Source organism: Actinoplanes sp. NBRC 103695, assembly GCF_030269485.1.
Taxonomy (GTDB): Bacteria; Actinomycetota; Actinomycetes; order Mycobacteriales; family Micromonosporaceae; genus Actinoplanes.
Genome location: NZ_BSTL01000039.1, coordinates 35743 through 62305 on the forward strand (window position 1 = coordinate 35743; position 26563 = coordinate 62305).

The window sequence follows — 26563 nt, forward strand, 5'->3', positions numbered from 1 at the left end:
CCCGCCACTGCGGTGGCGGGCGCTTCGGTAAGTAGTACTACGGGGCGGGGTTTGGGGGCGGGACAGCGGCCGGGGTCAGGATCTGCGGATTCGCCGCGGGGTCTCGCGTCGCCTCGAACTTGACGTCGAATGCGGTCGGGAAGGACTGGCCCTGGCACGCTGCCGTCGCGGATTCCTTCAGCTTGACGGCATTCTTCAGGATCACCGAGACGGTAGTGCCCTTATTCAGGACCAGTGCGCTCCCCGGGCTGTACGAGGCGATTTCGACGGACGGCGTGCAGCCATCCGTGGGGGTCGCACCGGGCGTGATGGAGACGACCTTGCCCTGCACCGTGTTGGTGCCCGGGTTCGAGAAGGTGATTTTCACGTCGCCGGCCTCCCCAGGCAGCAGCAGCTTGGTGCCGGGCGAGTAGGTCTGGTTTCCGGCGTCGCGTCCGAGCCACTGGCCGTTGACCGTCAACGCTTCGAACTTCTCCGAGCCGGCACCGGTCGGATTCGCCTGCGCCACCTGGTTGAAGGCAGCGAAGGCGACACCCCCGATGGCGAGAGCGGCCACGGCGACACCCGAACCGATGACGGTGAGGCGTTTCTTGTTCAGCGACATGCGTGTGTACTCCTACAATTCGGTTGTGCGAGTTGTCTTAGGCGGATGCCGCACAACGTGGATGGGGCTGGCGGTTGGCTCGTGGCTGGGACAACCGTCGGCCGTCCCTTCCGGCTAGCTGCCGGGGCTCCCGTTCGGCGACGGGTTGTCGGACGGCGCAGTGGATTCGCTCGACTCAGGAGTGTTCGCCCCTGGCTGGTCGGCGGTATCAGGCGCGCTTGTTTGCGGCTGTTCCGGCGGCCGGCGTGACCCGGAGCTCGAGGGCTCGTTGGTCTTGGGACTCGTCGGCGTCGGTGCCGTGGTCGGTTCAGCGGTGGACGCCTCGGGTGCGGTGTTCGCGGCGCTCTGAGGCTTCTTTTCGGAGCCGGGCGTCGTGGACGCGTCAGGCGAGGCGACCGGACTGTCCGCAAGCGGAGTAGGTCCGTCGGTCGGCACCGGCAGCCGGGTCTTGATGTCGACCGTCACCTGAGTCGTTCTGATCCATGCCGGCTCGTTCTTGGACGCGAACGCAATGCCCGCCGTGCTGCTCATGGCGAGTACGGTGCCGAGGCAGATCGCGAACTTGGTGCGGGTGCCGCACTTCCGACGGTGCTGAAGCGTGGTAGCAGGCAAGGTCTTCTCCTCGCTCCATTTCAGGTCGGATCGCGGTACTGCGACTTTCGCGGCCCATCTGGTGCAGCCGTGCTGACCTGAAAGAACCTAACCGGTGACGCACCTTTCCGCAGTCACGCAATAGTGGTAGCCCGAGCGGTTGTGCGACGTCCGGCTGATCGGCCCGACCGGTTCGCTGCCCCGGAGTTTCCGCAGGTCATGGCGATCGCATTCGTCGGAGAAGATCACGTGACGGGGTTCGGCGCCGCCTGCTCTCGCCCATTCCTGACGCCGGTATCCCCGAACGTGGCGGCGGATCAGCAGGGCGGCAAAGGGGAAGCGGAGCGAAACCCGCTGTCCCGCCCGTCATGGGCGGGACAGCGGACGCCGCTGTCAGGCTCGCTGACGGCGGCGGATCACCCGGCGGGTGATGAGGGTGCTGCCGGCCAGCGCCAGCACCCCCAAGCCCGCCGCAGCCAGCCCGGCGACGTTGCGCGGCTGGCTCGGGACGTCACTGACCTTGGCTGGAACGGCCGTCGTGGCGTCGGTTGTGTAGGACGCCCGGCGGAAGTCCCACCAGCCGCCCCCATGCTTGCCGAACACGAACACCGCGGCCGAGGCGCTCTTGCGAGAGCCCTTTCCGGTGGCCGTGATGACGACCATTCCCTCCGCCTTCAGCTTCAACTTGACGCTGAACTCACCGGTCCGGCTGGTCCGCACCCGGGTTGTCTTCAGCACCCGGTAGCGGCTCGATCCCTTCGGCCGGAAGACGACGGTGACGATCACCTTTTCCCTGCTGCCGTACATGCGGCCGGACGCCTTCACCGACGCGCCGTAGTTCACCACACCCTTGTTGACCACGAGCATCGGTGGCAACGGCGGGTAGTAGTTGTGGTTGTTGAAGGCCGACGGCTTCGGCGGTTTCGGCTTGGCCGGTGCCGCGGTTGCGGCGCCGGCCGAGAGCCCCAAGGTCATCGCCACTGTGGCGAAGACCGTGAGGAGGAACGCAAAAGCCCGATTGCGGCTCATGGCTGCCTCTTCTCATGCTTCTGGTTGACATTGATTCAACGGGCAGCGCCCGCACTGGGTCGTGCGCATCACCTCCTTTAGCGCCGCTTTCATCTTTGGGGCTAATTTCAGAAACTCTCGGAGTTTCTGCGCGCCAAACCATCATTCGAAGCGCTATGAGCCGTTAACTCAGTGAGCCGCCAGTAGTGCACGCACTCATAGGGACAACGCGGGATCGACAGCCGGGAGTATGCGCAGTTCGGGCTCTAACCGATGCCCGATCGGCGGACACGGGGACACGAATAGAGGAGGCATGACGATGGACCTGCGTGACTATTTGCGGGCCGTCCGGAAAAGGTGGTGGCTGGTCGCGATGGCCGTCGCGATTTCGGTCGGTGTTGCCGTCGCGGTAACGCTCCTCACCCCGCCGAGATACGCCGCCTCGGTGACGTTCTTCGTCAGCACCCGGGGTACCGAGGTGATCCAGGCGTTCCAGGGCGGCCAGTTCGCCCAGCAGCGGGTCAAGTCGTACGTGGATGTGCTGACCAGCAACCGCCTGGCCCAGTCGATCGCCGCCGACGACCCGGCCGGTCTGACCGCCGAGGAGATCCAGGAGGAGGTCACCGCACAGGTCGTTCCGGACACCGTCCTGGTCCAGGCGACGGTCACCGACACCGACCGGGCGCGGGCCCTGCGTCTGGCCCAGCGCCTGGCCGTGCAGTTCCCGGCCCTGGTCAGCAAGCTGGAGACGCCTCCCGGCTCCAAGTTGCCCACGGTGGGCGTACAGATCATCGCCGAGCCCAGGCTGGCGGACGCGCCCGTGTCGCCCCAGCCCGTACGCAACGTGGGTCTTGCTCTGGCTCTGGGTTTGATCGTCGGCGTCGGGGCAGCCGCCCTCCGGGAAAGTCTTGATCGCACCATCCGCACTCCCGAGACCCTGCACGAGGCGACCGGGGCGCCGGTGCTGAGCGGCATCCCGTTCGACCGAAAGGCGGACAAGTCGCCGCTGATCACCGAGGGCAGCGCCCATTCGGCTCGCGCCGAGGCCATGCGTCAGCTACGCACGAACCTGCAGTTCGTGAACGTGGATCGCCCGCTGCGGAGCCTGGTGGTGAGCAGCGCCCTGCCCGGCGAGGGCAAGTCGACGACGGTGTGCAACCTGGGCATCGCGTTCGCCGAGGCCGGCAAGCGCGCCATCATCATCGACGCCGACCTGCGCCGCCCGCGCGTGGCCGAATACCTGGGGCTGGAGGGCGGCGGCGGCCTGACCAACGTCCTGGCCGGTCAGACGAACGTCCGTGACGTGGTCCAGCAGTGGGGCGACAGCGGGCTGTGGGTGCTGCCGAGCGGCTCGATCCCACCGAACCCGTCGGAACTGCTCGGCTCGGGCAACATGGCCGACCTGCTGACCTCGCTGAGCGCGGCCTTCGACATCGTCCTGATCGACACGCCTCCGCTGCTGCCGGTGACGGACGCCGCGGTGATGTCCACGCTGGCCGACGGCTGCATCCTGGTCTCCCGCCACGCGCGTACGACGGTCGCTCAGGCGGCAACGGCGGCCGAGGCCCTGGCCAAGGTGAACGCCCAGCTCTACGGCTGCGTGCTGAACATGATGCCGACGAAGAGCGGCGGCGGGTACTCCTACTACACCTACGACACGGCGACGCCTGCCCTCACTCCGGCGCCGGCCGCCGGCCCGCTACCGGACTCTCCCTTCCGCTCCGAGCTGGTCGGCAGTCTGGTACGCACCCCTCGGCACGCCGGGAACGACCCGCTGGACGCCCCCACGACGGACCTCCGCGTCTATTACCGCCAGCAGGGCACGGCGCCGGCTCCGCCGGTCACCTCGTAGCGGCGACGATGGTGCGCAGCGCACTCCAGATGTCGGCCGCGCAGGTGCGGAAGGCCTCGATCGGCTGCCCCACGGGGTCCGCGAGGTCGTCCTCGCCGGGTGGGGCCGTGTGCCGGGTGGCATTCACCGCGCTGAGCAGTCGGTGCATGCCTTCCCCCTCTGCGCCGTCTTGGCTCGCTCTTTCCGCGAATCGAGCGAATTGCCGGAGGGTGAAGGCGCGTCGGACGGCGCTCGGTTCGAGCGCAAGACAGGCAGCTCTCTGGTCACGGTCGGCGGTCAGGACAAGGTCGGCGTCCCTCAACGTCGATGCTTTCACCGTACGGCTGACGAATCGATCCGAGGTGACGCCGCATTCGGCGAGCACCCGTGCGCTGTTCTCGTGCATCGGCTCCCCGTCGAATGCCCGCATTCCCGCGCTGGCGACGGTGATGTCCGCCGGACCGAATGCCTCGTCGAATGCCCGCCGCGCGAGTCGTTCCGCCATCGGCGAGCGACACAGGTTGGCGTAACACACGAAAAGAATCCCGAACGTCAAATGCACTGCCCTCCGAAAGGATTGATGACGATGACCGGCCGGATTCTGTTGTCCGCTCCCGACGTCGGAGAACTCGAGGAAGCGTATGTCGTCGAGGCGCTCCGCTCGGGCTGGGTCGCGCCGGCCGGGCCGGCCGTCGACGCTTTCGAACGCGAGGTGGCCGCCCGGGCCGGCGTTGCTCATGCGGTCGCGGTGAGCTCGGGAACGGCCGGGCTGCACCTTGCGCTACTGGCCTCAGGTGTCGGGCCCGGCCAGGTCGTGCTGGTGCCGACGCTGACCTTCGCCGCCACGGCGAACGCGGTCGCCTACACCGGCGCGGAGCCGGTGTTCGTGGACTGCGACCCGGAGACCGGCAACATCGATCCCTCACTCGTGGAGTCGGCGCTGGACGGCAAGGTCGGCGCGGTTATGCCGGTCGACCTGTTCGGAGCATGCGCCGACTACTCCTTGTTGGAGCCGCTGTGTGCCGACCGCGGAATTCCCCTGATCGAGGACGCGGCGGAGTCCCTGGGCTCAACCCTCGAAGGTCGACCGGCCGGTTCCTTCGGCCGCGCGGCTGTCGTGTCCTTCAACGGCAACAAGATCATGACCACCTCGGGCGGCGGGATGCTCCTGACCGACGACGCGGCGCTGGCTTCCCGTTGCCGGCACCTGTCGACCCAGGCCCGAGAGCCGGTGCCGCACTACGAGCACCGGGAGATCGGCTACAACTACCGGCTGAGCAACATCCTGGCCGCACTCGGCCGCGCCCAGCTGAGCCGTCTCGACGAGATGATCGCCCGCCGCAGGGTTCTCCGCGAGGCGTACGCGAAGGTCTTCGCCAGCACCGACGGGGTTTCACTGCTGGGCGTGGACGACGGCGCGAACTGCTGGCTGACCAGCATCGTGGTTGCTTCGGACCGTGCCGGCTGGCAGGCCGCGGACCTGGCCGGCCACCTCGCAGCCGCGGACATCGAGACGCGCCCGATCTTCAAGCCCATGCACCTGCAGCCGGTCTTCGCCGACGCCCGCGCCGTCCTGACGGGCGCGGCCCAACGGCTGTTCGGTGAAGGCCTCACGTTGCCGTCGGGCTCTGTACTGACAGACGCGGACACGCAGCGAATCATCGACTGCATCACCGATTTCCTGGAGAAGAACCGATGATCGACCGCATTCAGCGCATCATCGACATCGTCGTCGCCGTCCTCATGCTGGTGCTGACCGCACCCGTGCTGCTAGCCGTCGCGGGCTTGGTCGCCTGGCGGCTCGGGCGTCCGGTGTTCTTCCGGCAGGCCAGGCCGGGCCTCCACGGCCGCGTGTTCACAATGGTGAAGTTCCGCACCATGCGCGACCTCGACCCCGCACGCGGCCTGATCAGCGACGCCGACCGGATCACCGGACTGGGCCGCCTCCTGCGGGCGACCAGCGTCGACGAGCTGCCCACCTTCGTCAACATCGTGAAGGGCGACATGAGCCTGGTCGGACCGCGCCCTCTTCTGGTGCGATACCTCGACCGCTACACGCCTGAGCAGGCACGCCGGCACATGGTGCGGCCCGGCCTGACAGGTCTGGCTCAGGTGCGGGGCCGCAACGCGATCTCGTGGGACGACAAGTTCGCCCTGGACGTCTGGTACGTGGAGCATCGCACCCTCGGCCTCAACCTGCGCATCATGATGGAGACCGTGCTGACCGTCCTGCGGCGCGACGGCATCGCTGCGGAGGGCGAGGTGACGATGCCCGAGTTCATGGGCAGCCGCAGCCGCCACGAGGCGGCCAATGTCTGAGCCGCTGGTCATCGTCGGTTGCGGCGGCCACGGCCGCGAGGTCTTCGGCATCGTCCAGGCGATCAACGAGGCGTACGGCGAGCCGTGGAAGGTGCTGGGCTTCGTCGACGACGCGGCGAGCGACACCAACCTGGCCAGGCTCGAGCGGCTGGGCGCGCCTTTCCTAGGCGTGGTGAGCCAGCTCGTCGAGATGCCGGAGGAGACCAGGTACGTCATCGGCATCGGCGATCCCCGGGTGCGGGCGAAGGTAGCGTCGGCGATCGGCCCACATCGGCTCCCGGCAGCGCCGCTGGTTCATCCCGATGCGACAGTCGGTCCCGACAACCGGCTGGCCGAAGGCGTGGTTTTGTTTCCCGGCGCTCGTGTCACGACAGATGTGCGCCTGGGTCGGCACGTCCACCTGAACCAGAACGCGACTGTCGGCCACGACAGCATCCTCGACGACTACGTCCAGGTGAACCCGCTGGCCGCGATCTCGGGCGACTGCCACATAGCGGAGCGTGTGCTGATCGGAACAACGGCTGCGGTCCTGCAGGGCCTGACAATCGGCGAGGGCGCAACGGTCGGAGCCGGCGCGTGCGTGGTCCGCTCGGTCGAGACGGGCCTGACCGTCAAGGGCGTGCCTGCTCGCTGAGCCGCCTTCGAATCAAGCGAGGTCTCCTTTATGCGCAGCTGAACCCTTTCCAGGCGCCAGCTGATCGACAGGGTCCCGGGTGAAGAGCCGAGTCTTTCCGTCCGTCCAGGCCGCGGAACTTGTCGCCACGATGAGGCAGATCCACATGAATCGCGCATCGTAGTAGTCGCCCGAAAACATCGAGGCAATGCCGACGTAAAGCGCGCACATGGCAATTCCCAACCGAGCGCTCGTGAACCGACGCTGCGACGCCAGGTCTCGGACTACGGCTATCAGTGCAACGGCGACGAGGGCGAGGCCCGCCAATCCGGTCTCGGCGGCCACCGACATGAATAGATTGTGCGGGTAAGCGATGCCGATCGAGTTGCCCACCTTCGCGAAGAAGCCATCCAGCCCAGCGCCGAAGACGGGGTTCTCATAGAAGACGTCGCGGGCATACGCCAGCAGTTCGGGCCGGTGGGAGTAGTCGGTATCAGCAAGACTGTCACTCGAGTAACGGGCGGACAGGCTCGTGTGCCCGTTCAGGACGTTCCACGCGACCGCCGCCAAGCCGGTGCCGAGCGCGGAGATCAGCAAAAGAAGAGACAGTCGGATCCTACGGAAGACAATGACAAAGGCGACTGTCGCGGCCCCGACGAGGGATACGATCGCCCCTCGTGAGCCGGAGAGGAAGGTGCCACCCAAGAGGAGCGGGATGGGAAGCAGAAGAGACCGGCGACGATACGAGAAGCTCAGCGATATGGAAGCGATGACGCCGAGGCAGAGTATTCGAGCGAAAACGTTGGGCCCGCCCCCGAACGCGGAATACCTGCCCTGAGGTCCCGGGCCGGCGGCCAGGGCGCCGAGGATGTACACGATTCCGGCGAGAAGCATGGCGAAGAGAATGACTCGGGCGGCCTTCTCTGGAGAGGGGCCGACCAGTGCGGCTGTCACCAGCAGCAGAGTGATGAGCGCGAAGATGTTGGTCAGGGAGATGATTATCCGCGCGCCGGGTGGCGCCCAGAAGAACGAAAGCATCTGTAGGAGCTGGATGGCCAAGATGAGGCGTACGGGAGTTGTCCATCGATGATGGTATCCGCTGCTCGCTGCACCGAGCCTCCAGCAGAGGGCGACTACTGCAATGAGGAGACATCCCCACGTTCGTGGTTCAGTGACGGCGGAATCCCAGGACTCGACCGGGTCTGGGCCGAATCGTCCACCCAGACTGACCAGGAAGAGCGAAGAGATTCCGACAAGGCTGAGGCGGCCGCTCATTGAGGGAAACTTCGTGATTGGCGAGGGTGGCAATTGTGTGCTCCGAATTAACTGCTGACGAAACGACTATGTGCGCGTCGACCGTGAATGGCGCAGAGGGAAATGGAGACGACGGCGGCGGTGCAGTAGCTGAGTAACGACCCCCAAGCTGCCCCCAGGGCGCCCATCGAAGGAATCATCAAGACGTAGGCGGTGACTGCCACCACCATGGCGCACGTATCTGATATCAGCGGACTCGTGGACGACCCCATCGCCACCGCGAGACCCAAGGCGCACCGGCTCAGAATCAGAAGGGCGGAAGCGGCTGACAAGGGGAGTATCAGATTTGCTGCGGCCGAGTAGGCGTCACCGAAGAGCGGCAAGACGGCGAATCTGCAACCCAGATATACCGCAGCGCTTGCCGGTACGGCGAGTACGGCTACGTGACACATCTTCCTGAACGGTCGAAGATTCCCGGCAATGAATGCCCTGTGCCAGGCTGGTGCATGTGCGTCGATCCAGGCTTGAAGCGGCCACTGAGCCATCTCGCACACCGTCGCGACGACGACGTACAGGCCGAGCTGCTGATAACTCGCCATCCATGGCAGCATGATGCGGTCTGATCGCGTCGCGATTATTGATGCCAAACTTGATGGCATCAAGGCGAGCCCCAAGCGGCGAATCCGCCTCAGGCTGGTCGGATTTCGTTCCGCAGTTTTTGATTTATCGGCCTTGATCGCCCATAAGAAAATTGTCGGTGGAACGGTGATGCAGATCGCATAAGCGCCGAGCCACGTGGCTGTCGACTTTTCGCCCGCGAGGCTCAAGCCAGTCGCTATGGAGGCGAGGGATATCTGCGCGGCCAGGCTGGTCGTCAAGAATGATCGTCCGGAACTCGCCACGGTGCAGACGGCCCTGAGACCGCCCGTCAGGCAGTTCCCGAACGTCACCAGGGCCAACGCCGCGGCGACGACCAGTGCGCCAACGGATCCATTATCGAGAGCCAAGGCGATCGTGGCGGCGGAGAGCAGAGCCATGATCAGCGATGGCTTGACCAGACGCCGGAACTCTGATGAGCCGACAGCAAGTGTGTTGCGTAAGGCTGCCCTGGCCGGGTAGGCGCGATCCAGGCCGGCCAGACCAATGACACCTAGGACATAGCTGACCTGAAGGTAGAACGCGAGCTCTCCGCGGCCGGACGGGCCCATGACCCTGGAAGACAGGAGATTGACGAGAAAGGCGCAGATTGCCACCGTGAGCTGGCCACCGAACAAGTGAGCTGCCAATCGGAAGGCCATCTTGTTCTCGTCGCCCACCTTGCCGGTCGGCGTGCGCTCCGAGACGGACATCAAGATAGGTGCATCCTTCCAGGCCATACCTGAAACTGTGGTCGCGCGAGATGCAACCGATTCTTATCTATCTAAGAACAACGATCGCAACGCTTTAGGGTGACGGGCGCGGACTCGTACTGCCGGTCGCAGAGTTTTGTGAATTATTCTTCCTGTGGTAGGTAGATCTGCTGCGGGTATATGCAAATGCTCGCCACTTGATGCGGGAAGGATTTTCATGAGGATCGTCTACATCCATCAATACTTCCGCACACCTGAAATGAGTGGTGGAACGCGATCCTTCGAGTTTGCCAGGAGGCTCGTAGCTCGTGGCCATGAGGTGCAGGTGGTCAGTGCGGACATCGATGGCGACGGCGAATCATCGCAGAAGTGGCGAGAGTCCAGTTCCGCTGGGATCCGAATCCACTGGGCCTCCATCCCGTACAACAACAAGATGTCCTACCGGGACCGGATCAAGTCGTTCGCGGGATTCGCCGCCGCCGCATGTGCACGGGCCTCGAAGATCCCGCAGGATTTGGTATTCGCCACCTCTACGCCCTTGACCGTGGCCATCCCCGGGATCTATTCGGCTCGCCGGAACGGCGTTCCGTTCGTCTTGGAGGTCCGTGATCTGTGGCCTGAGGTGCCGATCGCCCTGGGTGCCTTGAAGTCGGCTCCGGCCAAGGCTGCGGCTCGTCGTCTCGAGCGTTGGGCGTACCGGCGCTCGGCCCACGTTGTTGCGCTTTCCCCCAAGATGGCTGAAAACGTTGAGAAGTTAGCTCCGGGTAAATCAACGACGGTTATTCAGAATGGATGTGACGTGGACCTCTTCTGCGATGCTGAGGTGCTCGGCAAGCAGCTACGAGCGGCGACCGCCTGGCTCGGCGACCGACCACTTCTGCTCTACGCCGGAACGCTCGGTCTCGTAAATGGTGTTTCCTTTCTCGTGCGAATGGCAGAGCATCTTGTCGGGATTGATCCCGAAATTCGCCTGGCTGTCGTCGGAGGCGGACGGGAAGAGTCGGAACTGAAAAAGCTCGCGCAGGAGCTCGGCGTCCTCAATCGTAATCTTTTTTTCGTGGCGCCGATGCCCAAGAATCAGGTGGTTGCGTACTTTGGGGCTTGTGACCTGTCATTCTCGGTTGTTCAGGACATGCCGATTCTGGCAGGCGACAGTGCGAACAAGGTTTTCGATGCCTGGGCGGCCGGGCGGCCCGTAGCGATCAATCACGGTGGCTGGGTGGCGGACATTATTTCCCGCACGGGTGCAGGAGTGATCCTTCCGAATGGCGACCCGATCGGAGCTGCGAAGGTCGTCGCCTCCTTCGTCGCCGACAGCCGGCGCATGGCGGAGGCGCGAGCTGCTGCCGGCCTGTTGGCCCAAGGTGATCTTTCGCGTGATGCGCTGTTCAGTAAGTTTGAGGCCGTCTTGGCGCGAGTCTCCGGACAGTCGAACTCGGGTTGACGAGGATTGCGTTCTTCGACGAACCCGCTGTATATGAGTTTTAGTCATGATCTTTCAAGTTCGGGCGCGCCGTCCGACGTATCGCTTCTTCTAAGGATCGATCACTCATGGGGAAATCAGAGCAGGACAGATATGCGTTTGAGCCGCCGGAAGCCCCGGCTCATATCCAGTTCAAGCGGGTGCGTCGAATAACAGAATGCAGCGTTGAGAAACGGCGTCCGTGGAGACGAAGGAAGCCTTTGATTTTGGTGGCCGCCGGGTTGGTTCTGGTCCTGCTCGTCGGGGGCGGCTGGGTAGGTGTGGAGAGCTGGCGGGCCAAGGGGCATCTCCAGACCGCGGCCGGGCTGTTCATCCTGCTCCAGCGGCAGATCAGATCGGGCGACGTTTCCGCAGCCAAGGGCACCCTGGCAGCGCTGCAACTCGAGACGAAGGCGGCGCACCACAACACCGACGGTTTCGGGTGGGCGCTTGCAGGCAGGGCGCCGATGGTCGGAGACGACGTGCGGGCGGTGGGCACGGTAGCGAAGGTTCTCGACGACTTGGCCTGGCGCGGTCTGCCGACGTTGCTGGACGTCGCAAGCGGCCTCGACCCGAGGGCGTTGGCCCCACGGAACGGCCGCGTAGAGCTCAAGTCTTTGGTGGCCGCGGGGCCTCGGATCTCTGCCGGTCTGGCGGTGATCGGCAAAGCGCGTGCCGAGGTGCTCGGTATTCCGGCAGACGGGCTGACCGATCAGGTAGCGGCGGCCGTCACCAGGCTTTCCATCGGGCTGACCGATGCGGAACGGCTGGTGTCCACGGCTGACCGGGCGGCACGACTGCTGCCCAACATGCTCGGCGCTCGTGGGCCCCGGAACTACCTCGTGCTCTTCCAGAACAACTCGGAGATCCGGGCGACCGGCGGCATGCCGGGTGCGTACATCGTCGTGCATGCGGACGACGGCGCCGTCACCATCACCGATCAAGGGACCGCCACCAGCGATCTGAAGACCTTTGACTCTCCGGTGCAGAAGCTCGGGCTCGACCAGCGGATGCTCTACACAGACCGGCCCGCCGTCTTCCCGTCGGACGTCAACTTGAGCCCCGACTTCCCGACCGCCGCTTCGCTGATGCGGACCATGTACCGCATGCGTACCGGCGTCACCGTCGACGGCGTTCTGGCGACCGATCCGGTTGCTCTTTCCTATTTGCTCCGCGCGACCGGAGCGGTCAAGGTGCCGGCAGGGGATGCCCTGACCTCGCAGAACGCCGTCCGGATGCTGCTCTCCGAGGCGTACGCGAAGTATCCCGACCCGTCTGACCAGGACGTCTACTTCGCCAAGGCGGCCCAGGCCACCTTCGGCGCGTTGATTCGGGGCCAAGGCAATCCGAAGGGCATGCTCGCTCAGCTCGCCCGCGCGGCCGGCGAGCGCCGCCTGCTCATGTGGTCGGCCAACAAGGCCGAGCAGACCCTCCTCGCCGGTACCGTCCTGGAAGGTCGCCTGCCCACCGACGCCCCGTCCGCACCTACGGTCGGGGTATTCCTCAACGACGGCACCGGCGCGAAGCTCAGCTATTACCTCACGCACAGCGCCGACCTCACGACCGGACCTTGCGACGGCCAGGGCAGTCGTGAGCTGCACCTGAAGCTGACCCTGGGCTCGACCGCCCCCACCGCGAACCTGCCCAAGTACGTGACCGGCCTGGAGCTCTCCGGCGACACCTACACGTCGCGTACCAATGTGATGATCTTCAGTCCGACAGGCGGCGCAGTGGTTGGTGTTGCGACCGGCGGCGTAACGGTCGATGTCGGGACCGGGATCGAGCGGGACCGGACCGTGTCTGTGCTCACCGTGGACCTGCCGCCGGGTGGCCGGCAGACCTACGACGTGACCATCCGGCCGGGCGCGATCCCGGACGACGGCGCTGTCCGGCCGCGATTGTGGACCACGCCGGGCGTACGTCCGTGGGAAACGACGATCCAGGCTGGAGGTCCATGCGGCTGAGGTACACCGTTCACGGCGAGTCATCCACCACATGGATATGCGTTATCACCCGAAATACGCATGCATTAGGACATACTTCGCGCGTTGAGCATGGTGAGGGTCTGCACCGAGGCGAGCCTCACCCATGATGATGTCCACCGTGAAGAGGCCGTATGTCATTCCCTGCGCGGATCTGGCAGTCCGGGATCCCGGAGAAACGTACTCGCATCCTCGGTCCTTGGCTGGTGGATGCAGGTGCGTGGGCGATCGGTCTGTTCGCCGCGGTCGCGGCGCGGTACGACGACGACCTGGCCGCGGCGCCCATGACGTTCACCGGGATGGCGGTGGTCGTCGCGGTCGTGCTGCACACCGCGATCGGCCACCAGCAGTTCCTCTACCGGGGCCGGTACGGCTTCGGCACGTTCGAGGAGGTGCGCGCCATCTTCACGACGGCGCTGGCCGTGGTCATCGTCCTGGTCGCCATAGATCTCGCGATGCCCAGGCGGCCGCTCCCCTTGAGTGCGGCTCTGGTCGGCGGTCCGGTTGCGCTTGTCGTGATGTGCGCCGTCCGCTACGTACGGCGTCTCCAGCACGAACGGCGCCTGCGCCCGAACGCGCAGAGCGCCACACCCGTGCTCCTGTTCGGCGCTGGTGCCGCAGGTCAGCGTCTGTTGCGTTCCCTGATGCAAGATCCCATGAGCCTGTACGTACCTGTCGGTCTCATCGACGACGACCCGGCGAAGCGCAACCTCCGCGTCAACGGCGTCGCAGTGAAGGGTGACCGGCACCGCATCGCGGAGGCTCTGACCGTGACCGGCGCCCGAACGGTCATCTTCGCGGTCGCCAATGTGGATGCCAAGATCATCCGGGAGGTGCGTCGTCGCGCCCTGGACGCCGGAGCGGACTTCAAGGTGGTTCCTTCCTTCACGGAGCTCCTGGACGGCAAGGTGACTGCTGCCGATGTACGCGACGTGAACATCGCCGACCTTCTTGGCCGGCACCAGGTCGAGACTGACCTGGACGCCATCGCCGGCTACCTCAAGGGCAAGCGCGTCCTGGTCACCGGGGCCGGCGGATCGATCGGCTCAGAGCTGTGCCGCCAGCTGCACCGCTTCGAGCCGGCCGAGCTGATGATGCTCGACCGGGATGAGTCCGCACTGCACGCCGTCCAGCTGTCCATTCATGGCCGCGCTCTGCTTGACAGCCCCGAGCTCATCCTCGCCGACCTCCGCGACGCCCAACGGGTCTCGGCGATCTTCGCGCGGCGTCGGCCCCAGGTTGTGTTCCACGCTGGGGCGCTCAAGCACCTGTCGCTTCTCGAGGCCAACCCGGGTGAGGCCGTCAAGAGCAATGTCTGGGGTACGCAGACCGTTCTCGAAGCCTGTGCCGCCGCCGGTGTCGAGCGGTTCGTCAACATCTCCACCGACAAAGCGGCGAACCCGACCAGCGTTCTCGGCTTCTCCAAGCGCATTACCGAGCGGCTGACCGCCCATGCCGCCACCGTCGGTGCCGGCACCTACCTGAGCGTCCGATTCGGCAACGTCCTCGGAAGCCGTGGCTCGGTGCTCACCGCGTTCGCGGCGCAGGTCGCTGCCGGAGGCCCGGTCACCGTGACCGACCCCGACGTGACGCGCTACTTCATGACCGTCCAGGAAGCAGTGCAGCTCGTTATTCAGGCTGCCGCAATCGGTCGGGACGGCGAGGCGTTGGTCTTGGAGATGGGCCAGCCCGTACCTATCGCTCAGGTCGCACGGCAGATGGCAGAGCAGGCCGACGCTCCGGTCGAGATCATCTACACCGGCCTCCGCCCAGGAGAGAAGCTGCACGAGGATCTCTTCGGCGAGGGCGAGGCGGATGTGCGGCCGCTGCACCCGCTGATCTCACACGTTGCGGTACCCGCCCTCAACCCGTACCTGGTCCGCATGCTCGGACCGCAGCAAGATCCGGATCGCATCACGAGCGAGCTGGCCGAGCTGTGCCAAGCGGACTGCGCCCTTCCCGCGGTCGCGGGCCGCGTCTCCGCTCACATCGCTCGTCAGGCGGAATCCGCCGACCTCCGCCAGGCGATCATGATGCAGACCCCGAATCCCCATTGACCGGAGTCATATCGACTTCGCCTATCCGGTTGCCCGTGGGCGCTGGCGAGCCTGATCCGATCGTCCGCGCGGGCGTCCGTCCGCTAGCGCGCGTCTGCGCCAAGGAGCGCGGGTGGCCGCCGTACGAAGGTGATGCCTGGTCCTGATGTCGCCGGACTGTTCCGGACAGTGCGGAACAGCCCGGCGGGTGCCGCTTTCCTCCGTAGATGGATTGGCTGGGAGGCACAGGCCAATCAATCAGGGAGTGGCGATGTTCAGTACGCGCAATGTGGTGCTGCGGCTCGCGGCGGTGGGCGCTGCCGCGGTTGTTGTGCTCGGGGTTGCCGAGTCGGCTGCCCCGGCGCCCGTCTTGGCGGCGGCGTGTCCGGTACGGAGTCCTGCGACGCCTGCCGCGGGTTCGTTGACGAACGGGGGTGACATCGCGGTCGGCGTTTTCCATCTCGCCGACGGCAACTGCACCCACGGTGCTTACGACACGATCCTCTACCCGGGTCAGAGCACCCGGGACCTGGGCTGGGGGCGGGTTGCCGGCGCATACATCGGTGAGCCGTACTGGGCGAGAGTGACCGGTAACGGCGCCACTCATGACTACACCGGAACGGACTGGAGTCTCGATCCTTACCGGGGCGGGAACTGGACCATCGCCGCGGTCTGCTGCGGCGGGCAGGACTGAAGGGCTGATATCCACGTTCGACCAGGTCGCTGAGCTTGCGACGTCGGGCGACAGGGCGCGGGGGCGAGATCGGGGGAGAACACCGAGGCAGCTTCGTTCCGAGCCTTGCGGGGCGGGGCGGCAACGGTGTTGATCAGGGTCCGGCCGGGTGGCGTACACCATGCGGCCGGACCCTGTAAGTGGGCGCGGCTCAGGGCCGCAACGTGACGCCCAGCCCGTCGTTGACGGCCAGGTCGTGGTCGCTGTAGGCGAAGGCGTCGCCGTTGATGTCGGTGAGGCCGACGACGGCGTTGCGGCCGGCCGTCCAACCGTCCGGCTCCGCCACGCGGTAGGCGAACTCGATGCTCCCGTCCCGATGCAGTGTCGCGCTGAAGGAGATGCGGCCGCGACCCTCGCCGACGCGGTTCAGCGTGCGGACGTTGCGCCACTCCACGACGAAGGCGTCGGCCGTCTCCGCGATGAAGACGCCCGCCTGCGCGTCCACGTCGAGGCGGGAATGGAACGGGAACACCGCCACCTCGGGCGTGAAGCGCGGCAGGGTTTCGACCCACCAGGTGCTCGGGAGCTGATCACCCCAGTCGGGCTCCGGCTTGCCACTGAAGCCGATCACGCCGTCGGCGGCAACCCAGACGCTGGTGTACGGCTGGCCGTACAGCGGCATCGCGAACGGCAACGCCACCTGAACGGCGGCACCTGCCCGACCGGACACCGGCAGAGCGACGGTGCCCGCGCGGTAGGAGCCGGTGGCTGTGCAGGTGTGGCCGTATGCGTCCGTACGCAAGGGCAGGGTGATGTTGATCGGGGCGCCGGCGGCGACCGTGGCCGAAGTGTCCAGCGGCAGAGCGCACCGGTCGGCGGGTTCGGTACGCAACTCCATCCGGCCCAGCGGCAGGTCGAGGCGGTACCGGCCGTCCGCGTCGGTGCGGGCCAGGACCGGCGCGTCGACCGGCGTCACCACAGCTCCGGCTGCGGGCAGGCCGTCGGCGCGGTGCACCACGCCCGTGACGGTGGTGGCGGCGAGCGGCCGCACCGTCAGGTCGCTCATCAGCGTCTTGCCGCGGCGTACGGTCAAAGAGGTCGTGTTCTCCGCGTGGCCGAACGCGGAGGCCGTGGCGGTGTACGTTCCCGGCACCGCGCGGTCCAGCCGGTAGGTGCCCGTGGCGTCGGTGGTGAGCACGACGGAGCGTGGTCCGCTCAGCCGCACGGTGGCGTCCGGCAGCGGACGTCCGGTGCCGGCCCGCCGGACCACGCCGCGCAGGCCGCCCACGTCGGCTCGCGGCGCCGCCTGCACCGCCTTGTACACGTCGAGCATCCCGTGCCCGGCCACGTTGTTGAACTCCGCGGTGCCGCCGCAGCTCAGATCCGGGATCGGGCCGGCGGTGTCGTCGAGGAGGCGGCGGGTGGCCGCGATGTCGCCCTTCAGCGCGGGCGCCGCCGACCAGAGCAGCGCCACCGCGCCGGCGACGTGCGGGGCGGCCTGCGACGTACCCGTCTGCTCGGCGAACTCGCCGTCGGTCTGCGTCGACCGGATGCCCGAGCCGGGGGCGGAGATGTCCGGCTTCGTCCGGCCGTCCGACGCCGGGCCCCGGCTGGAGGTCGGATTGATCTCGTTGCCGGCGGTGGCGTTCGCGACCGTGTACGCCTCGGCCAGCGACGGCGGCCAGTGCATCGTCTCGCAGGCACCGCCGAGGGAGTCGTTGCCGGCCGCCACCACGGGGAAGATGCCCGCCGCGATCCAGGCGGCGATCACGTCACCGTAGAAGCCGGGCGGCGCGTCCCGCACCCGCCACGAATTGTTGATCACGTCGGGGGCGAGTTCCGGCCGCGGGTTCGCGCCGGTCAGGTCGGTCGGCGCCAGCATCCACTGGCCGGCCGCCACGAACTCGTCGAGACCTCCGGCCCGCGCCGCGATCCACCTCGCCCCGGGCGCGACACCGACCTGCTGCGCGCCCACCTCGATGCCCATCACGTGGGTGCCGTGCTCCTCTTCGTCACACGGGGTGTTGCCGGGGCACTGGCCGGACGCGTCGAACCAGTTGTAGTTGTGGTTGACCCGCCCGGTGCTGAAGGTGCCCCGGTAACTCGGGAGCAGCGCCGGGTGCTGGAACCAGACCCCGGTGTCGATGTTCGCCACGACCACGCCCTCGCCGCGGACGCCCAGCTCGTTCCACACCCGGTCGGCCTTGATGCGCTGGATGTTCCACTCAGGGTCGGCGCCGGCTCGCGCCTTGCCCGCCTCCGGCCGGGCCGGCACGATCGGCGGCACCTCCGGGTCGGGCTCGATCTTCACTACGTCGGTACGCCGGGCCAGGTCGTCGACCAGGCGGCGGTCACCGGTCACCCGCAGGGCATTGGCGATCCAGTACGGCTGGAAGGCCGCGCGCCGTTCCCGCAGAAATCCGCGCAGAGAGGCCTGGGAACGTTCGGCGGCCGCGATCAGCGTGGTCCGGACGTATCCGCCCTTCGCCGCCTTGCCCTCGCGGGCGCGCGCCCCGGAAAGGTCCGCGCGGCCCGCCACGGTCACCCAGAAGGTGGCGCTGCCACCGTCCGCCACCTGCTCGCGGACCGCCTCGGCCACCACCGCCCGAGGTGCGGCCGCGTGGGCGGGAACGCCGTTCAGTGGCAAGCCGACCGCGGCGACCGTGACCATCGCCATCGCAAGCCGCGCCGTATTGGACATCGAAACCATGTCAGCGATCATCGATGTCCCGTGGGAGCGTGTCCACGCGGCGATCTCGACGACGAAGATCGAAGCAGCGGGGTGAGCAGCGGCGCATCCCTGACGACCCGCGACCGGCTCAGAAAAGGCTGCCCGGACGTACACGGCCAGGTGGCCGTTTCACGCCGATCGGTCAGCTTGGCGCCGGTGCCGGTGCGGGCGCCTCCACGGTGCCGCCCGGTGGCAGCGGCAGGAAGGTCGGGCAGCCCTTCGGTGCCTCGCCGCTCAGGCAGCGCTGCAACGTGTCGTACAGGATGTAGCCGTCCGGGCCGAGCACGCCGACCAGCTTGCGGATCTGCTTGAGCTTCTCGTCGAGCGTCGCGTTCTGCTCGACCAGCGCCTGCCGCTGGGTGATCGCCACCTGCACCGCGGCCAGCCCGTCGACCAGTTCCTTGCGCGGCTGCGGGTTCTGCAGCGTCAGGTTGAACTTCTCGAAGTACGCCTTGTCGCCGGTGGTGGCCGTGACCGATGCGCCGAGGCTGGCGTTGATCGCCGTCTCGAACTTCTCCCGGGTCGCCGGGTCGTTGTAGAGCGCCAGCCAGTCGTATTTCTGCGCCTCGGTGGTCAGCGCCTTGGCCAGCGGCTGTCCGATGTAGAAGCGAAGCATCTCCAGCCAGGTCCCCGTGGTCTTGCCGTCGTCGTCGAGCACCGGCTGGAACTTCAGGCCGATCTCCTCGTGGAAGGCGCGCAATACCCCGCCGTCGTCGTCGCACGAGGTGTCCAGGTGGAAGGTCAGCCCCCCGGTGATGGTCAGCTCCTGGTTGTCCTTCGACACCACGGTGTACGCCGGGGACTCCGCGTCCTTGCCAGCGCTGAACTCGAAGTTCCGCTGCCCGGCCGGATACTTGTAGTACTGCTCGCCGAGGCCGTCCCAGGAGCGGTTGTTGGATTTCACGCACTCCTGGTAGGTGGTGCTGGAAAAGGCGCCCGCGTCGTAGTGCAGCGCCACCTGATCCGAATCCGTGCTCACCGTGGTGCAGCCGGCGACGCCCGTGCCGATCAGCAGCAGCGCACCCACCATCGCGATGCTCTTGGTCCTGCGCATCATCGCCCCCCATCACCTACCTGCGGACCCTCAGGTTCCGGCATCCGGCGGAGCAACAGGGCAGGGTGACACCAACCTGACAGCACCCTTCAGAAGGAGCGCCTCATCGAACAGCGGCTGGGGATCAGCAGCCGCCGCCGGTGTAACCGGTGTAGCCGCCAGAGGATCCGTAGTCGTAGCTGGGCGCGCTGATGCCGGGCCACCTCTCCACCTGCGCACTCCCGCCGGACACCGGCGGCGGCACGTCGGGCAGCTGGGCCAGTTCGTCGAGCCGGCCCTGGTCGGTGAGCAGTTGTCGCAGCTCCGCCAGAGCGCGGGCGTTCCGGTCCCGCTCCCACACCTTCCGGGCGTCCTCCTCCAGCTCCTGGAGGAGCTCGTGCTCCCGGAGAAAGTCCGCGGTGTCGGGGAAGCTCGGGAGCTTGCCGGCTTCTCCGGCCCGCATCAGACCGATGGCCTCCTCGAGCTGCCCGGTGCCCGCCAGATGCCGGGCCAGCCGCAGATGAAACCTGTACTCCCGGGCATCGATCAGCGCCCGCCACACCGCCGGATCCGGCCGGCCGGCCGCGTCGAGCAGCGCGGCCAGGCTGAGCAGGATGCCGGCGTCGTCGGGATAGATGCGCCGCTGCCGCTCGGCGGTGGCCAGCAGCCCCGGCCCGTCGATGCCCGGCCACGGCGTGCAGAGCGGGTCGTCCGGGCGGATCCGTCGCTCGACGCAGGTCCATCGCAGCGCCGTCACGTCGTCCGGTTTCCCGTGCTCGGTGAGCACCTCCAGCAGGAGCCGGTACGCCTCCCGGTCGCCCCGCAGGGCGCAGCCCCGCAGAAGCCAGATCTGTTCGGCGTGATCGCCGGCCGTTCCGCGTAAGGCGGCCAGCCGGTACACCGTTTCAGGGTGGGTGGACTTCTCGACGGTGATCTCGTGACGCAGGGCCCTCTCCCGGGCCAGCACGGGCTCGAGCCCGATCAGTGCGACGACTGCGGCCGCCGTGATCAGCACGGCGATCCCGGCCGCCCAGGGCACGTGGCCGGACAGCAGCGCCCAGGCGATCACGAAGACGCCGGCAGCGAAGGCCAGCCGGGTCAGGCGGACGCGTCGTACCGCGTCCGCCATCCGGCGCTTGTACACAAGGGACTCGTCCACCACTCAAGCTTGGGGTATAGCTCCGAAGTTCGCGCGCCTTCCATCACTCGGACTCGCAGACGCAGAGTTGGAGCGGCGCATCCGTCGCGAACGGCCGACCGGACCAGTCGCCGAAGCGTTCGACGAGCCGGAGGCCGCCGAGCGAGAGGAGCAGCGGCAGTTCCTGCGGGAAGATGCTCCTGATGTCGAGCGGCGCGACGACGAAGTCGGGCTCGGAGACGGTCGAGAGATGCCACGTCCCGCGTGTGACTTGCGCCGGCGCATCGTAGATCTCCACGACGTCGACGCTGACGTTGCCGCGGTCAGGATCCGAGAACGACAACGATTCCCGGGTACGCCGCACACCATCGGCTCCGGCGAGCAGACGCACGCTCGGGTTGAACACATCGAAGACGAACCGTGCTCCGGGGGCCAGGTGCCGTCGCACCGACCGGAAGCAGCTCACCAGATCCTCAGCCTCGTGCAGATGCAGCAGGGAATTGGCGGCGATGAACACGAAGTCGAAGGTGCGGCCCAGATCGAAGGCCCGCATGTCGCCCTGCAACCATTCCACCGCCACTCCGCGCTCGTCAGCCTTACGCTGGGCCGCGGCCAGCATGTCCGACGAGAAGTCCAGGCCGACACACGGACGCCCGTCGGATGCGATGGGGATCAGCTTCTGCCCGGTGCCGCACCCGAGTTCCAGCACGCTCCCGCCTTGCCGGTCGGCGTAGGCCCGGTAGAAGTCGACTCCGGGGCCGCCGCCCGGGAACATCAGGTCGTACAGCCTCGCCTGCGAGTAGAACGCGTCACTCATTCAGCCTCCCTGGTTCGCTGTTTCCGCGCCAAACCTCGGCCGTGAAACTCCGGACGCGCTTGCCGGGGTCGTCCGAAAGGACCGAGCTACCGCGTCGACGCGGTCTCCATCAGGCCGAGTGGCCAGGCCTTCCAGTCGGTGAACCGCAACAGCGGGTCGGCGAGGCCGCCGGCAAGAACGTCCTAGCCGAAGGCCCTTGCGAGCTGATTGTCATATTGATGCCGGACAAGCAGCGGCGAGACATCAAACCGCTTGGCCGCGCGTTCGAATGCAGTATCCAGGTCTCCGGTCGGATTGCCGAGGAATTGGCGGATCCCGTCGGCAGGGGCTAGCAATTCGGCAGCGAACGCTCGTGCAACTCGCTCGTCTTTACTGCGAGCTGATGAGATCAGAAAAGAGGGGCTGTTAGGTTGAGAGATCGCCCGCCCTATGGTTTGGGCCCGTTTGAACCTCTTGGCCTGGGTGCCGGCATACGATCCGCCCAATACCAGCCCGCACCGATCATTCGCGACCGTTGCAACGCCCTGCAGTCCACCCGATGCAGCCTTAACTTCACTGATTCCCACCCACGGCGAGGTGTCGAACCTGTCAGACACATCGATCTGAAGTTCCTCCCTCACTCGGCGAGCCATTGCGTAACCAATGCGCCAGGGTCTTTCGAGAGCCGGCAGCGAATCGTCATCCCGGGCGTAAGCGGCAGCTTTTCTGAGGACAGAAATATCTTGCTCGGCTTTGCGGGAGGCCCTCTCGGCTGCGATAGTGGCTCGATCGATCCATTCGGCCGCCTCGGTCAGTGATCCCGCATCAACACTGTCGAAGAAGTCTTTCATTAGCTCTTGCGGCAAGGTCGATGAGATGCGCAGAACGCGGTCCGCCATCTCGTCACTTAAGGAATATGGATCCATTCCCATTTGGGCCACAGTCTGGCAAAATTCCAGCTCATCTTGACTAGTATCAGCGAGTGCCGACCATTCTTCGGACAGCCGCGTCTTTCGAAATCCGTTTTCCGCAAGACGTTCAAGCACATGATCTACGAGAGCGGTCAGTCCCTCGGCAACTTCGCTACTTCGGATCAGTGCGGTGCCAGTGCTCGCAAACCTTATCGGGCCGAGGCTTCGACTTGAATCTTGCGCCCAGACCAGGCGCGTTACGGCTCCTTCGCCGACAATCGTCAGATCGGGCCACGGCATCCCATCGCCGGCGCCACGAACGTTATGGTCGCTGAGCCATGGATAGGCGCGAACATTTGGCCATGTCCAATGGTGAGAGTCAACAGCGGAAGGCCGGATATGATTGTTCAGGACCCACCAGTTCGACGCAACCCATTCGGCGAGCGGATAAAGGGAGCCATATACTGAGCGGCGGAATGTGCCATCCGCTGCTTCGACCTGTGTGACACAAGAACCGGCAACCCATATTTCGTATCTTGCCCAAGTGTTAGCAAGTTCAGGCGTGCTGACGCTGGGTGCGTCGAGCCACTCGATGCGGAATTCCAGGCCTTCGCTCATTCTAGCCAGCTCGGAGCTTCGTAATCACGGATCGGGTATCCTTTATAACCGCCCAGCCCTGAATTGCTGAGTCTTCCTTCAAAGACGCTACCTTCCACTCGGACCCAAACATACCTCGGAAAATCACCGTCGAAGTCAGCACTCACCGAGCGATTTCGAATAGCCGCCTTGAGCCAATTCAAAACGTCATCAAAATCGAGGTGCCTCGGACAGGCGGACGCGTCGCTTCGTAGCTTCCCAGGGCCAGCGCTCGTCAGGTAGTCCTTATGCTCTGGACTGATCACATAGGTGACTTTCTCTGCCATCGCGTCGAGGTCGAGGTCGCTGTCGGCAGGCAACTGGTCACCCTTGCGCGGTCGGCGGCGGCCGGGAGAACGCATCACGTCGCTCCCGCGCACTGACGAAACCATCCGAGCAGCCTCATGGTCCCAGCGTAGACGCCGATGGCCTGAACGAGAACCTGACCTGTGGACGTGGTTGGGCTGATGCCCCTCAACACCCCGGGTAACAGCAGCCGGATGTCCGTTTCCCAGTCACCGTGCGTAGCCTCGGCCGCCAGCCACCGCAACAGCCACTTCAGAAGGTTCGTGGCTCCTTGACCCTAGAACTTTAGAAAGCCTGCTGCGGGACCGGTATACAGATCCAATTCTCGATTCGGTTCGCGAAGTGCAACATTCCGCAACACCCACTCAGCTAGCGCTTACGCTGCGATCGGGGTGCCCCCGTCCGTCGGCGATCAGTTAAGCGGTCGACGACCTCGATGAAGGCGATCAAATCCCGGACCACGTCAAGGATGAGCCGGCTGCCGGCTGCGAGATCAATGCGTTATTGCGATGCCGGGGTCGTAGACACCATCGGGTGGAGGACGTTTGTGAGAGCCTGGGTGCGGCTCGTCCGTCGAGGTCAGGTCAGCTGCTGGGCCAGCCGGGTCAGTCCGTCCCTGATCAGTCGCCCGTACTCGTCGTCGCCCAGCTCACCGATCCCAGCCTCCGCCAGGCGAAGGTGCTCCCTGGCGGAGTCGAGGTCCCCGAGCTTGCGGTAACAGTCACTCAGGTTGAGGTGCAACGACGGATACAGGGCGGCCGCCGGCATCGTCATCCCCGTCTCCGCCATCCGTTCGTCGGTGATCCGGTCGGCCGCCGCCAGCGCGCGCCTGTCCCAGGCCAGCTCCTGGTGGACGTCGTCCTGCACATCGGCCATCGAGTGCGCGAGGACGGAGACGTGCAGCGGATCGCCTTGCTCCCCGCCGATCTCGTCCCAGATCTCCGCGAAGAGGAGACGGGCGGCCTCACGCTCGCCTTGGCGATGGTGCAGGTCGACGCCCTGACCGATCCGGGAGAGCGTCTGGTCGACGGTCATCGGCGGCTCCTTTCGGGACGGCCGGCGCGGATCGCCGCGGCGGTGAGGGCCGCGCCGATGAGGGCGCCGAGTGTGTTGTTGCGGATGTCGGTCAGGGAGCCGGCCCGGCCGATGATGTCGTACTGGCAGAGCTCGATCCCCGCAGTGAGCGTCAGCCCGATCAGCGTCGCGCGCAAGATGCTCGGCCAGACCAGCCGGCCGAACGCGCCGATGGGAACGTAGAGGGCGATGTTGGCGAGCTGCTCGAGGTCGGTGGGGGGCCCGAAAACCTGGGCCCGCAGCCGACCCGGCGCATGGTGCAACAGCGTCAGGAAGTGCGGGTAGGACGCGGGCTCCGGCGGGTTGGGCGTCAAGGTCAGCGCGACGACAACACCGGTCGCGGCGACGAGGAGCGCGGCCGCCGCCCGGGGGCAGCGAAACCGCCTGGCCACCAGGACGCCCAAGGGCCAGCAGGTCAGGGCCGTCGCAGCCAGGACGAGCAGCGGGATGGGCTGCATGACGAAGGTCCACAGGCCCTGAGCGAAGTACATATCCAGCACGATATGGGCGCGTATGCCGGAAGAGCAGACCGTCCGTCACCTGGCCGGGGTCGGCTGGATGGTCAAGATCGGGGGCCGCGCCCGGGAAGGACGCGGCCCCCGTCAATGCGTCAGGAAATGCCGCGGAGGTACCAGTAACCGGTAACCGCCGAGGCCGGGATGTCCGGACCCACCGGGCCCCTGTTCCAGAAGTAGTCGTTCATGGTGACCGACCCGTTCGCGCCGATCACGCCCATGTTGGCCCAGACCACGTCGGACGGCTGGTCGTCGATCGAGGCCGCCGCCCAGGCCTTGCGTACCGGCAGCGGGTTGCTGCGGAGCAGGTAGGTGGCGTACTGGACGCCGTGGTCGGAGCTGTGCTTCGAGACCGTGTGGAAGCTGTTGATCTGGTGGAGGCCGTCGAAGGCCGGGCCCCAGCGCTGCCACCAGGCCTTGCCGCCCGAGGTGCCCTCCAGGATCAGGCAGGTGAACAGGCTCATCCATTCGACGTCGCCGTTGCCCCAGCGGGCGTCGGTGTTGGACAGCTTGGTGTCGTCGTTGCTGCTGCAACCGGAGAAGCTGAAGCCGGTGGGTGAACCGTGGCCCTGCCAGTAGGCCATGTCGACGTGGTCGGCGTAGTTGCTGTCGTCGCCGCCCTTGGACGGGTCCTTGAAGTCCTGCTCCCAGGCGTTCGCGTCGCTCCAGCTGAACTCCACCGGGATGTTCCGGCTGGTGAACGCGTTGTTGAACGAGGCCAGGTTCGTCTTGGTGTTGGGCAGGCCGGAGCAGACGCCGGTGCCCTCACTGCCCACGTCCACCCGCTTGTAGGCGCGGTCCTGCGGCGCGACCCGGGGTCGCGGCGGCTGCGGGTCGGCGGGCACCGTGGGCAGGGTCGCGTTCACCGTGGCGGGCAGCGTGACCGTCTGGGTGGCGTTGCCGCCGGCGTCCACGCCGGCGCAGCGCAGGCTCGGCTCCAGGCGGGTGAGCCTCGTCGACAGGGGAGCGGCGAAGTAGTACGGCGTCGCGGAGGTGACCTTCACGCCCGTACCCATGAATCGCGCGCACCGCTGCAGGGAGCCGGCGGCGTCGAGCACCGGAACCGTGCCGGTCTGGGCCAGGTCGCGCGTGCCGTAGAACAGGCTGGTCACCGCGCCGTTGCCGTCGTAGCCGACGCGCACCTTGGCGCCGGGGCCCTCATAGGGCAGGCCGGCCAGCGTCCGGGCGTACGAAACAGTGGTGTCGATCTTGACGTCGGCCGTCGTGCGGCCGCGGCGGTCGACGGTCTGGACCGTCGTGTTGCTCGCCTTGGCGCGCCCGCCCGCGGGAACCAGCTTGGCGCCGGCCAGCGCCTTCGCCGTCCGGGCCAGGGCGACCTGAGAGTTGAGAGTGCGGACGCGCTTGAGCGCGGCCAGGTCGAGCAGTGCGGCGGTGGTCGCGTTGCCGTCCTCGTCGACGCCGCGCGGGCCGGCCTTCGTCGGCACGGCCAGGAAGCCGCTCGTGGACATGAAGCGGACGGCGCCGTCCGCGCTGCGGTCGACGTTCCGCAGCCCGAACGCGCGGCCCAGCGCCGCGGCCTGCGCCTGGCTCAGCCCGGCGGACCGGACCGTGAACACCGGAAGCGACCGGGCGGCGGCCGAAACCGGCGGGGGAGCGATGACGGCCAGCGGTGCGGCGAGCACCGCGACCCCGATCAAGACATGGCGTTTACCCATGAAGATTTCTCCTGAATTTTGCTGA

The 26563-nt window shown here is 66.5% G+C and carries 24 protein-coding genes and 1 pseudogene; 9 read left to right on the forward strand and 16 right to left on the reverse strand.

Going from position 1 to position 26563, the window contains the following annotated elements:
• Window positions 1-37: 37 nt before the first annotated feature.
• From QSK31_RS42795 to QSK31_RS42805, 3 genes are all read right to left on the reverse strand, one after another.
• Window positions 38-604 (reverse strand): hypothetical protein, encoded by a 567-nt coding sequence (locus tag QSK31_RS42795; protein WP_285690695.1) that lies wholly within the window; start codon window positions 602-604, stop codon window positions 38-40.
• A gap of 114 nt (window positions 605-718) precedes the next feature.
• Window positions 719-1135, reverse strand: a complete 417-nt coding sequence (locus tag QSK31_RS42800; RefSeq protein ID WP_285690696.1) for a hypothetical protein — start codon at window positions 1133-1135, stop codon at window positions 719-721.
• 453 nt (window positions 1136-1588) lie between these two features.
• Entirely contained in the window at window positions 1589-2224 is a 636-nt protein-coding gene (locus QSK31_RS42805; RefSeq protein ID WP_285690697.1) for a hypothetical protein, read from the reverse strand.
• Between the two features lie 292 nt (window positions 2225-2516).
• Between QSK31_RS42805 and QSK31_RS42810 the strand changes: the two genes are divergently transcribed.
• Window positions 2517-4055, forward strand: coding sequence for a tyrosine-protein kinase domain-containing protein (locus QSK31_RS42810; RefSeq protein WP_285690698.1), 1539 nt, complete (start codon window positions 2517-2519; stop codon window positions 4053-4055).
• Here QSK31_RS42810 and QSK31_RS49330 read toward each other — a convergent pair.
• On the reverse strand, window positions 4045-4203 hold the full coding sequence (locus tag QSK31_RS49330) for a hypothetical protein (protein WP_502873105.1): 159 nt from the start codon (window positions 4201-4203) through the stop codon (window positions 4045-4047). The two genes, QSK31_RS42810 and QSK31_RS49330, sit on opposite strands and share 11 nt — an antisense overlap.
• Window positions 4204-4293: 90 nt before the next feature.
• Window positions 4294-4539: pseudogene (locus tag QSK31_RS49335) on the reverse strand (arsenate reductase/protein-tyrosine-phosphatase family protein); the annotation flags it as partial.
• Window positions 4540-4620: 81 nt separating this feature from the next.
• On the opposite strand from QSK31_RS49335, the gene QSK31_RS42820 reads away from it, so the two are divergent.
• From QSK31_RS42820 to QSK31_RS42830, 3 genes are read left to right on the forward strand one after another with little or no spacing between them, the layout of a single operon-like run.
• Window positions 4621-5733, forward strand: a complete 1113-nt coding sequence (locus tag QSK31_RS42820) for a DegT/DnrJ/EryC1/StrS family aminotransferase (RefSeq protein WP_285690699.1) — start codon at window positions 4621-4623, stop codon at window positions 5731-5733.
• A complete protein-coding gene (locus QSK31_RS42825; protein WP_285690700.1) occupies window positions 5730-6353 on the forward strand; it encodes a sugar transferase in 624 nt (207 codons plus the stop codon). Before QSK31_RS42820 ends, QSK31_RS42825 begins: the two co-directional genes overlap by 4 nt.
• Window positions 6346-6987, forward strand: a complete 642-nt coding sequence (locus tag QSK31_RS42830) for an acetyltransferase (protein ID WP_285690701.1) — start codon at window positions 6346-6348, stop codon at window positions 6985-6987. The genes QSK31_RS42825 and QSK31_RS42830 overlap by 8 nt, the downstream gene beginning before the upstream one ends.
• 12 nt (window positions 6988-6999) lie before the next feature.
• Here the strand turns inward: QSK31_RS42830 and QSK31_RS42835 are convergent, their stop codons facing one another.
• Together QSK31_RS42835 and QSK31_RS42840 are read right to left on the reverse strand one after the other, a co-directional pair.
• Complete coding sequence (locus QSK31_RS42835; protein WP_285690702.1) at window positions 7000-8025, reverse strand: O-antigen ligase family protein; 1026 nt, start codon at window positions 8023-8025, stop codon at window positions 7000-7002.
• 263 nt (window positions 8026-8288) lie between these two features.
• Window positions 8289-9596: a lipopolysaccharide biosynthesis protein gene (locus QSK31_RS42840; RefSeq protein ID WP_285690704.1), complete on the reverse strand. Its 1308-nt coding sequence runs from the start codon at window positions 9594-9596 to the stop codon at window positions 8289-8291.
• 190 nt (window positions 9597-9786) lie between these two features.
• On the opposite strand from QSK31_RS42840, the gene QSK31_RS42845 reads away from it, so the two are divergent.
• The 4 genes from QSK31_RS42845 (at window position 9787) to QSK31_RS42860 (ending at window position 15743) form a co-directional block, all read left to right on the forward strand.
• Window positions 9787-11013 (forward strand): glycosyltransferase family 4 protein, encoded by a 1227-nt coding sequence (locus tag QSK31_RS42845; RefSeq protein WP_285690706.1) that lies wholly within the window; start codon window positions 9787-9789, stop codon window positions 11011-11013.
• A 248-nt stretch (window positions 11014-11261) separates the two neighbouring features.
• Window positions 11262-12995, forward strand: a complete 1734-nt coding sequence (locus tag QSK31_RS42850) for a DUF4012 domain-containing protein (protein WP_285690708.1) — start codon at window positions 11262-11264, stop codon at window positions 12993-12995.
• Between the two features lie 317 nt (window positions 12996-13312).
• On the forward strand, window positions 13313-15070 hold the full coding sequence (locus QSK31_RS42855) for a nucleoside-diphosphate sugar epimerase/dehydratase (protein ID WP_285690710.1): 1758 nt from the start codon (window positions 13313-13315) through the stop codon (window positions 15068-15070).
• Between the two features lie 250 nt (window positions 15071-15320).
• Window positions 15321-15743, forward strand: a complete 423-nt coding sequence (locus QSK31_RS42860) for a hypothetical protein (RefSeq protein WP_285690712.1) — start codon at window positions 15321-15323, stop codon at window positions 15741-15743.
• A 190-nt stretch (window positions 15744-15933) separates the two neighbouring features.
• Here the strand turns inward: QSK31_RS42860 and QSK31_RS42865 are convergent, their stop codons facing one another.
• Entirely contained in the window at window positions 15934-18399 is a 2466-nt protein-coding gene (locus QSK31_RS42865) for a S8 family serine peptidase (protein WP_285690715.1), read from the reverse strand.
• On the opposite strand from QSK31_RS42865, the gene QSK31_RS42870 reads away from it, so the two are divergent.
• A complete protein-coding gene (locus QSK31_RS42870) occupies window positions 18386-18508 on the forward strand; it encodes a hypothetical protein (RefSeq protein WP_285690716.1) in 123 nt (40 codons plus the stop codon). The two genes, QSK31_RS42865 and QSK31_RS42870, sit on opposite strands and share 14 nt — an antisense overlap.
• Window positions 18509-18595: 87 nt before the next feature.
• Here the strand turns inward: QSK31_RS42870 and QSK31_RS42875 are convergent, their stop codons facing one another.
• The 8 genes from QSK31_RS42875 to QSK31_RS42910 form a co-directional block, all read right to left on the reverse strand.
• Window positions 18596-19510: an SPFH domain-containing protein gene (locus tag QSK31_RS42875; RefSeq protein WP_285690719.1), complete on the reverse strand. Its 915-nt coding sequence runs from the start codon at window positions 19508-19510 to the stop codon at window positions 18596-18598.
• Between the two features lie 121 nt (window positions 19511-19631).
• Window positions 19632-20645 (reverse strand): hypothetical protein, encoded by a 1014-nt coding sequence (locus QSK31_RS42880; protein WP_285690721.1) that lies wholly within the window; start codon window positions 20643-20645, stop codon window positions 19632-19634.
• 43 nt (window positions 20646-20688) lie between these two features.
• Window positions 20689-21399 carry a class I SAM-dependent methyltransferase gene (locus QSK31_RS42885; RefSeq protein WP_285690723.1) on the reverse strand — a complete coding sequence of 237 codons (711 nt, stop codon included), beginning with the start codon at window positions 21397-21399 and terminating at the stop codon, window positions 20689-20691.
• Window positions 21400-21623: 224 nt separating this feature from the next.
• Window positions 21624-22949 (reverse strand): ImmA/IrrE family metallo-endopeptidase, encoded by a 1326-nt coding sequence (locus tag QSK31_RS42890; RefSeq protein ID WP_285690725.1) that lies wholly within the window; start codon window positions 22947-22949, stop codon window positions 21624-21626.
• Entirely contained in the window at window positions 22946-23329 is a 384-nt protein-coding gene (locus QSK31_RS42895; RefSeq protein ID WP_285690726.1) for a hypothetical protein, read from the reverse strand. The genes QSK31_RS42890 and QSK31_RS42895 overlap by 4 nt, the downstream gene beginning before the upstream one ends.
• A gap of 523 nt (window positions 23330-23852) precedes the next feature.
• Complete coding sequence (locus tag QSK31_RS42900) at window positions 23853-24308, reverse strand: hypothetical protein (protein WP_285690728.1); 456 nt, start codon at window positions 24306-24308, stop codon at window positions 23853-23855.
• On the reverse strand, window positions 24305-24838 hold the full coding sequence (locus QSK31_RS42905; RefSeq protein WP_285690729.1) for a VanZ family protein: 534 nt from the start codon (window positions 24836-24838) through the stop codon (window positions 24305-24307). Before QSK31_RS42905 ends, QSK31_RS42900 begins: the two co-directional genes overlap by 4 nt.
• 119 nt (window positions 24839-24957) lie before the next feature.
• A complete protein-coding gene (locus QSK31_RS42910; protein ID WP_285690730.1) occupies window positions 24958-26538 on the reverse strand; it encodes a DUF6345 domain-containing protein in 1581 nt (526 codons plus the stop codon).
• Window positions 26539-26563: the final 25 nt, after the last annotated feature.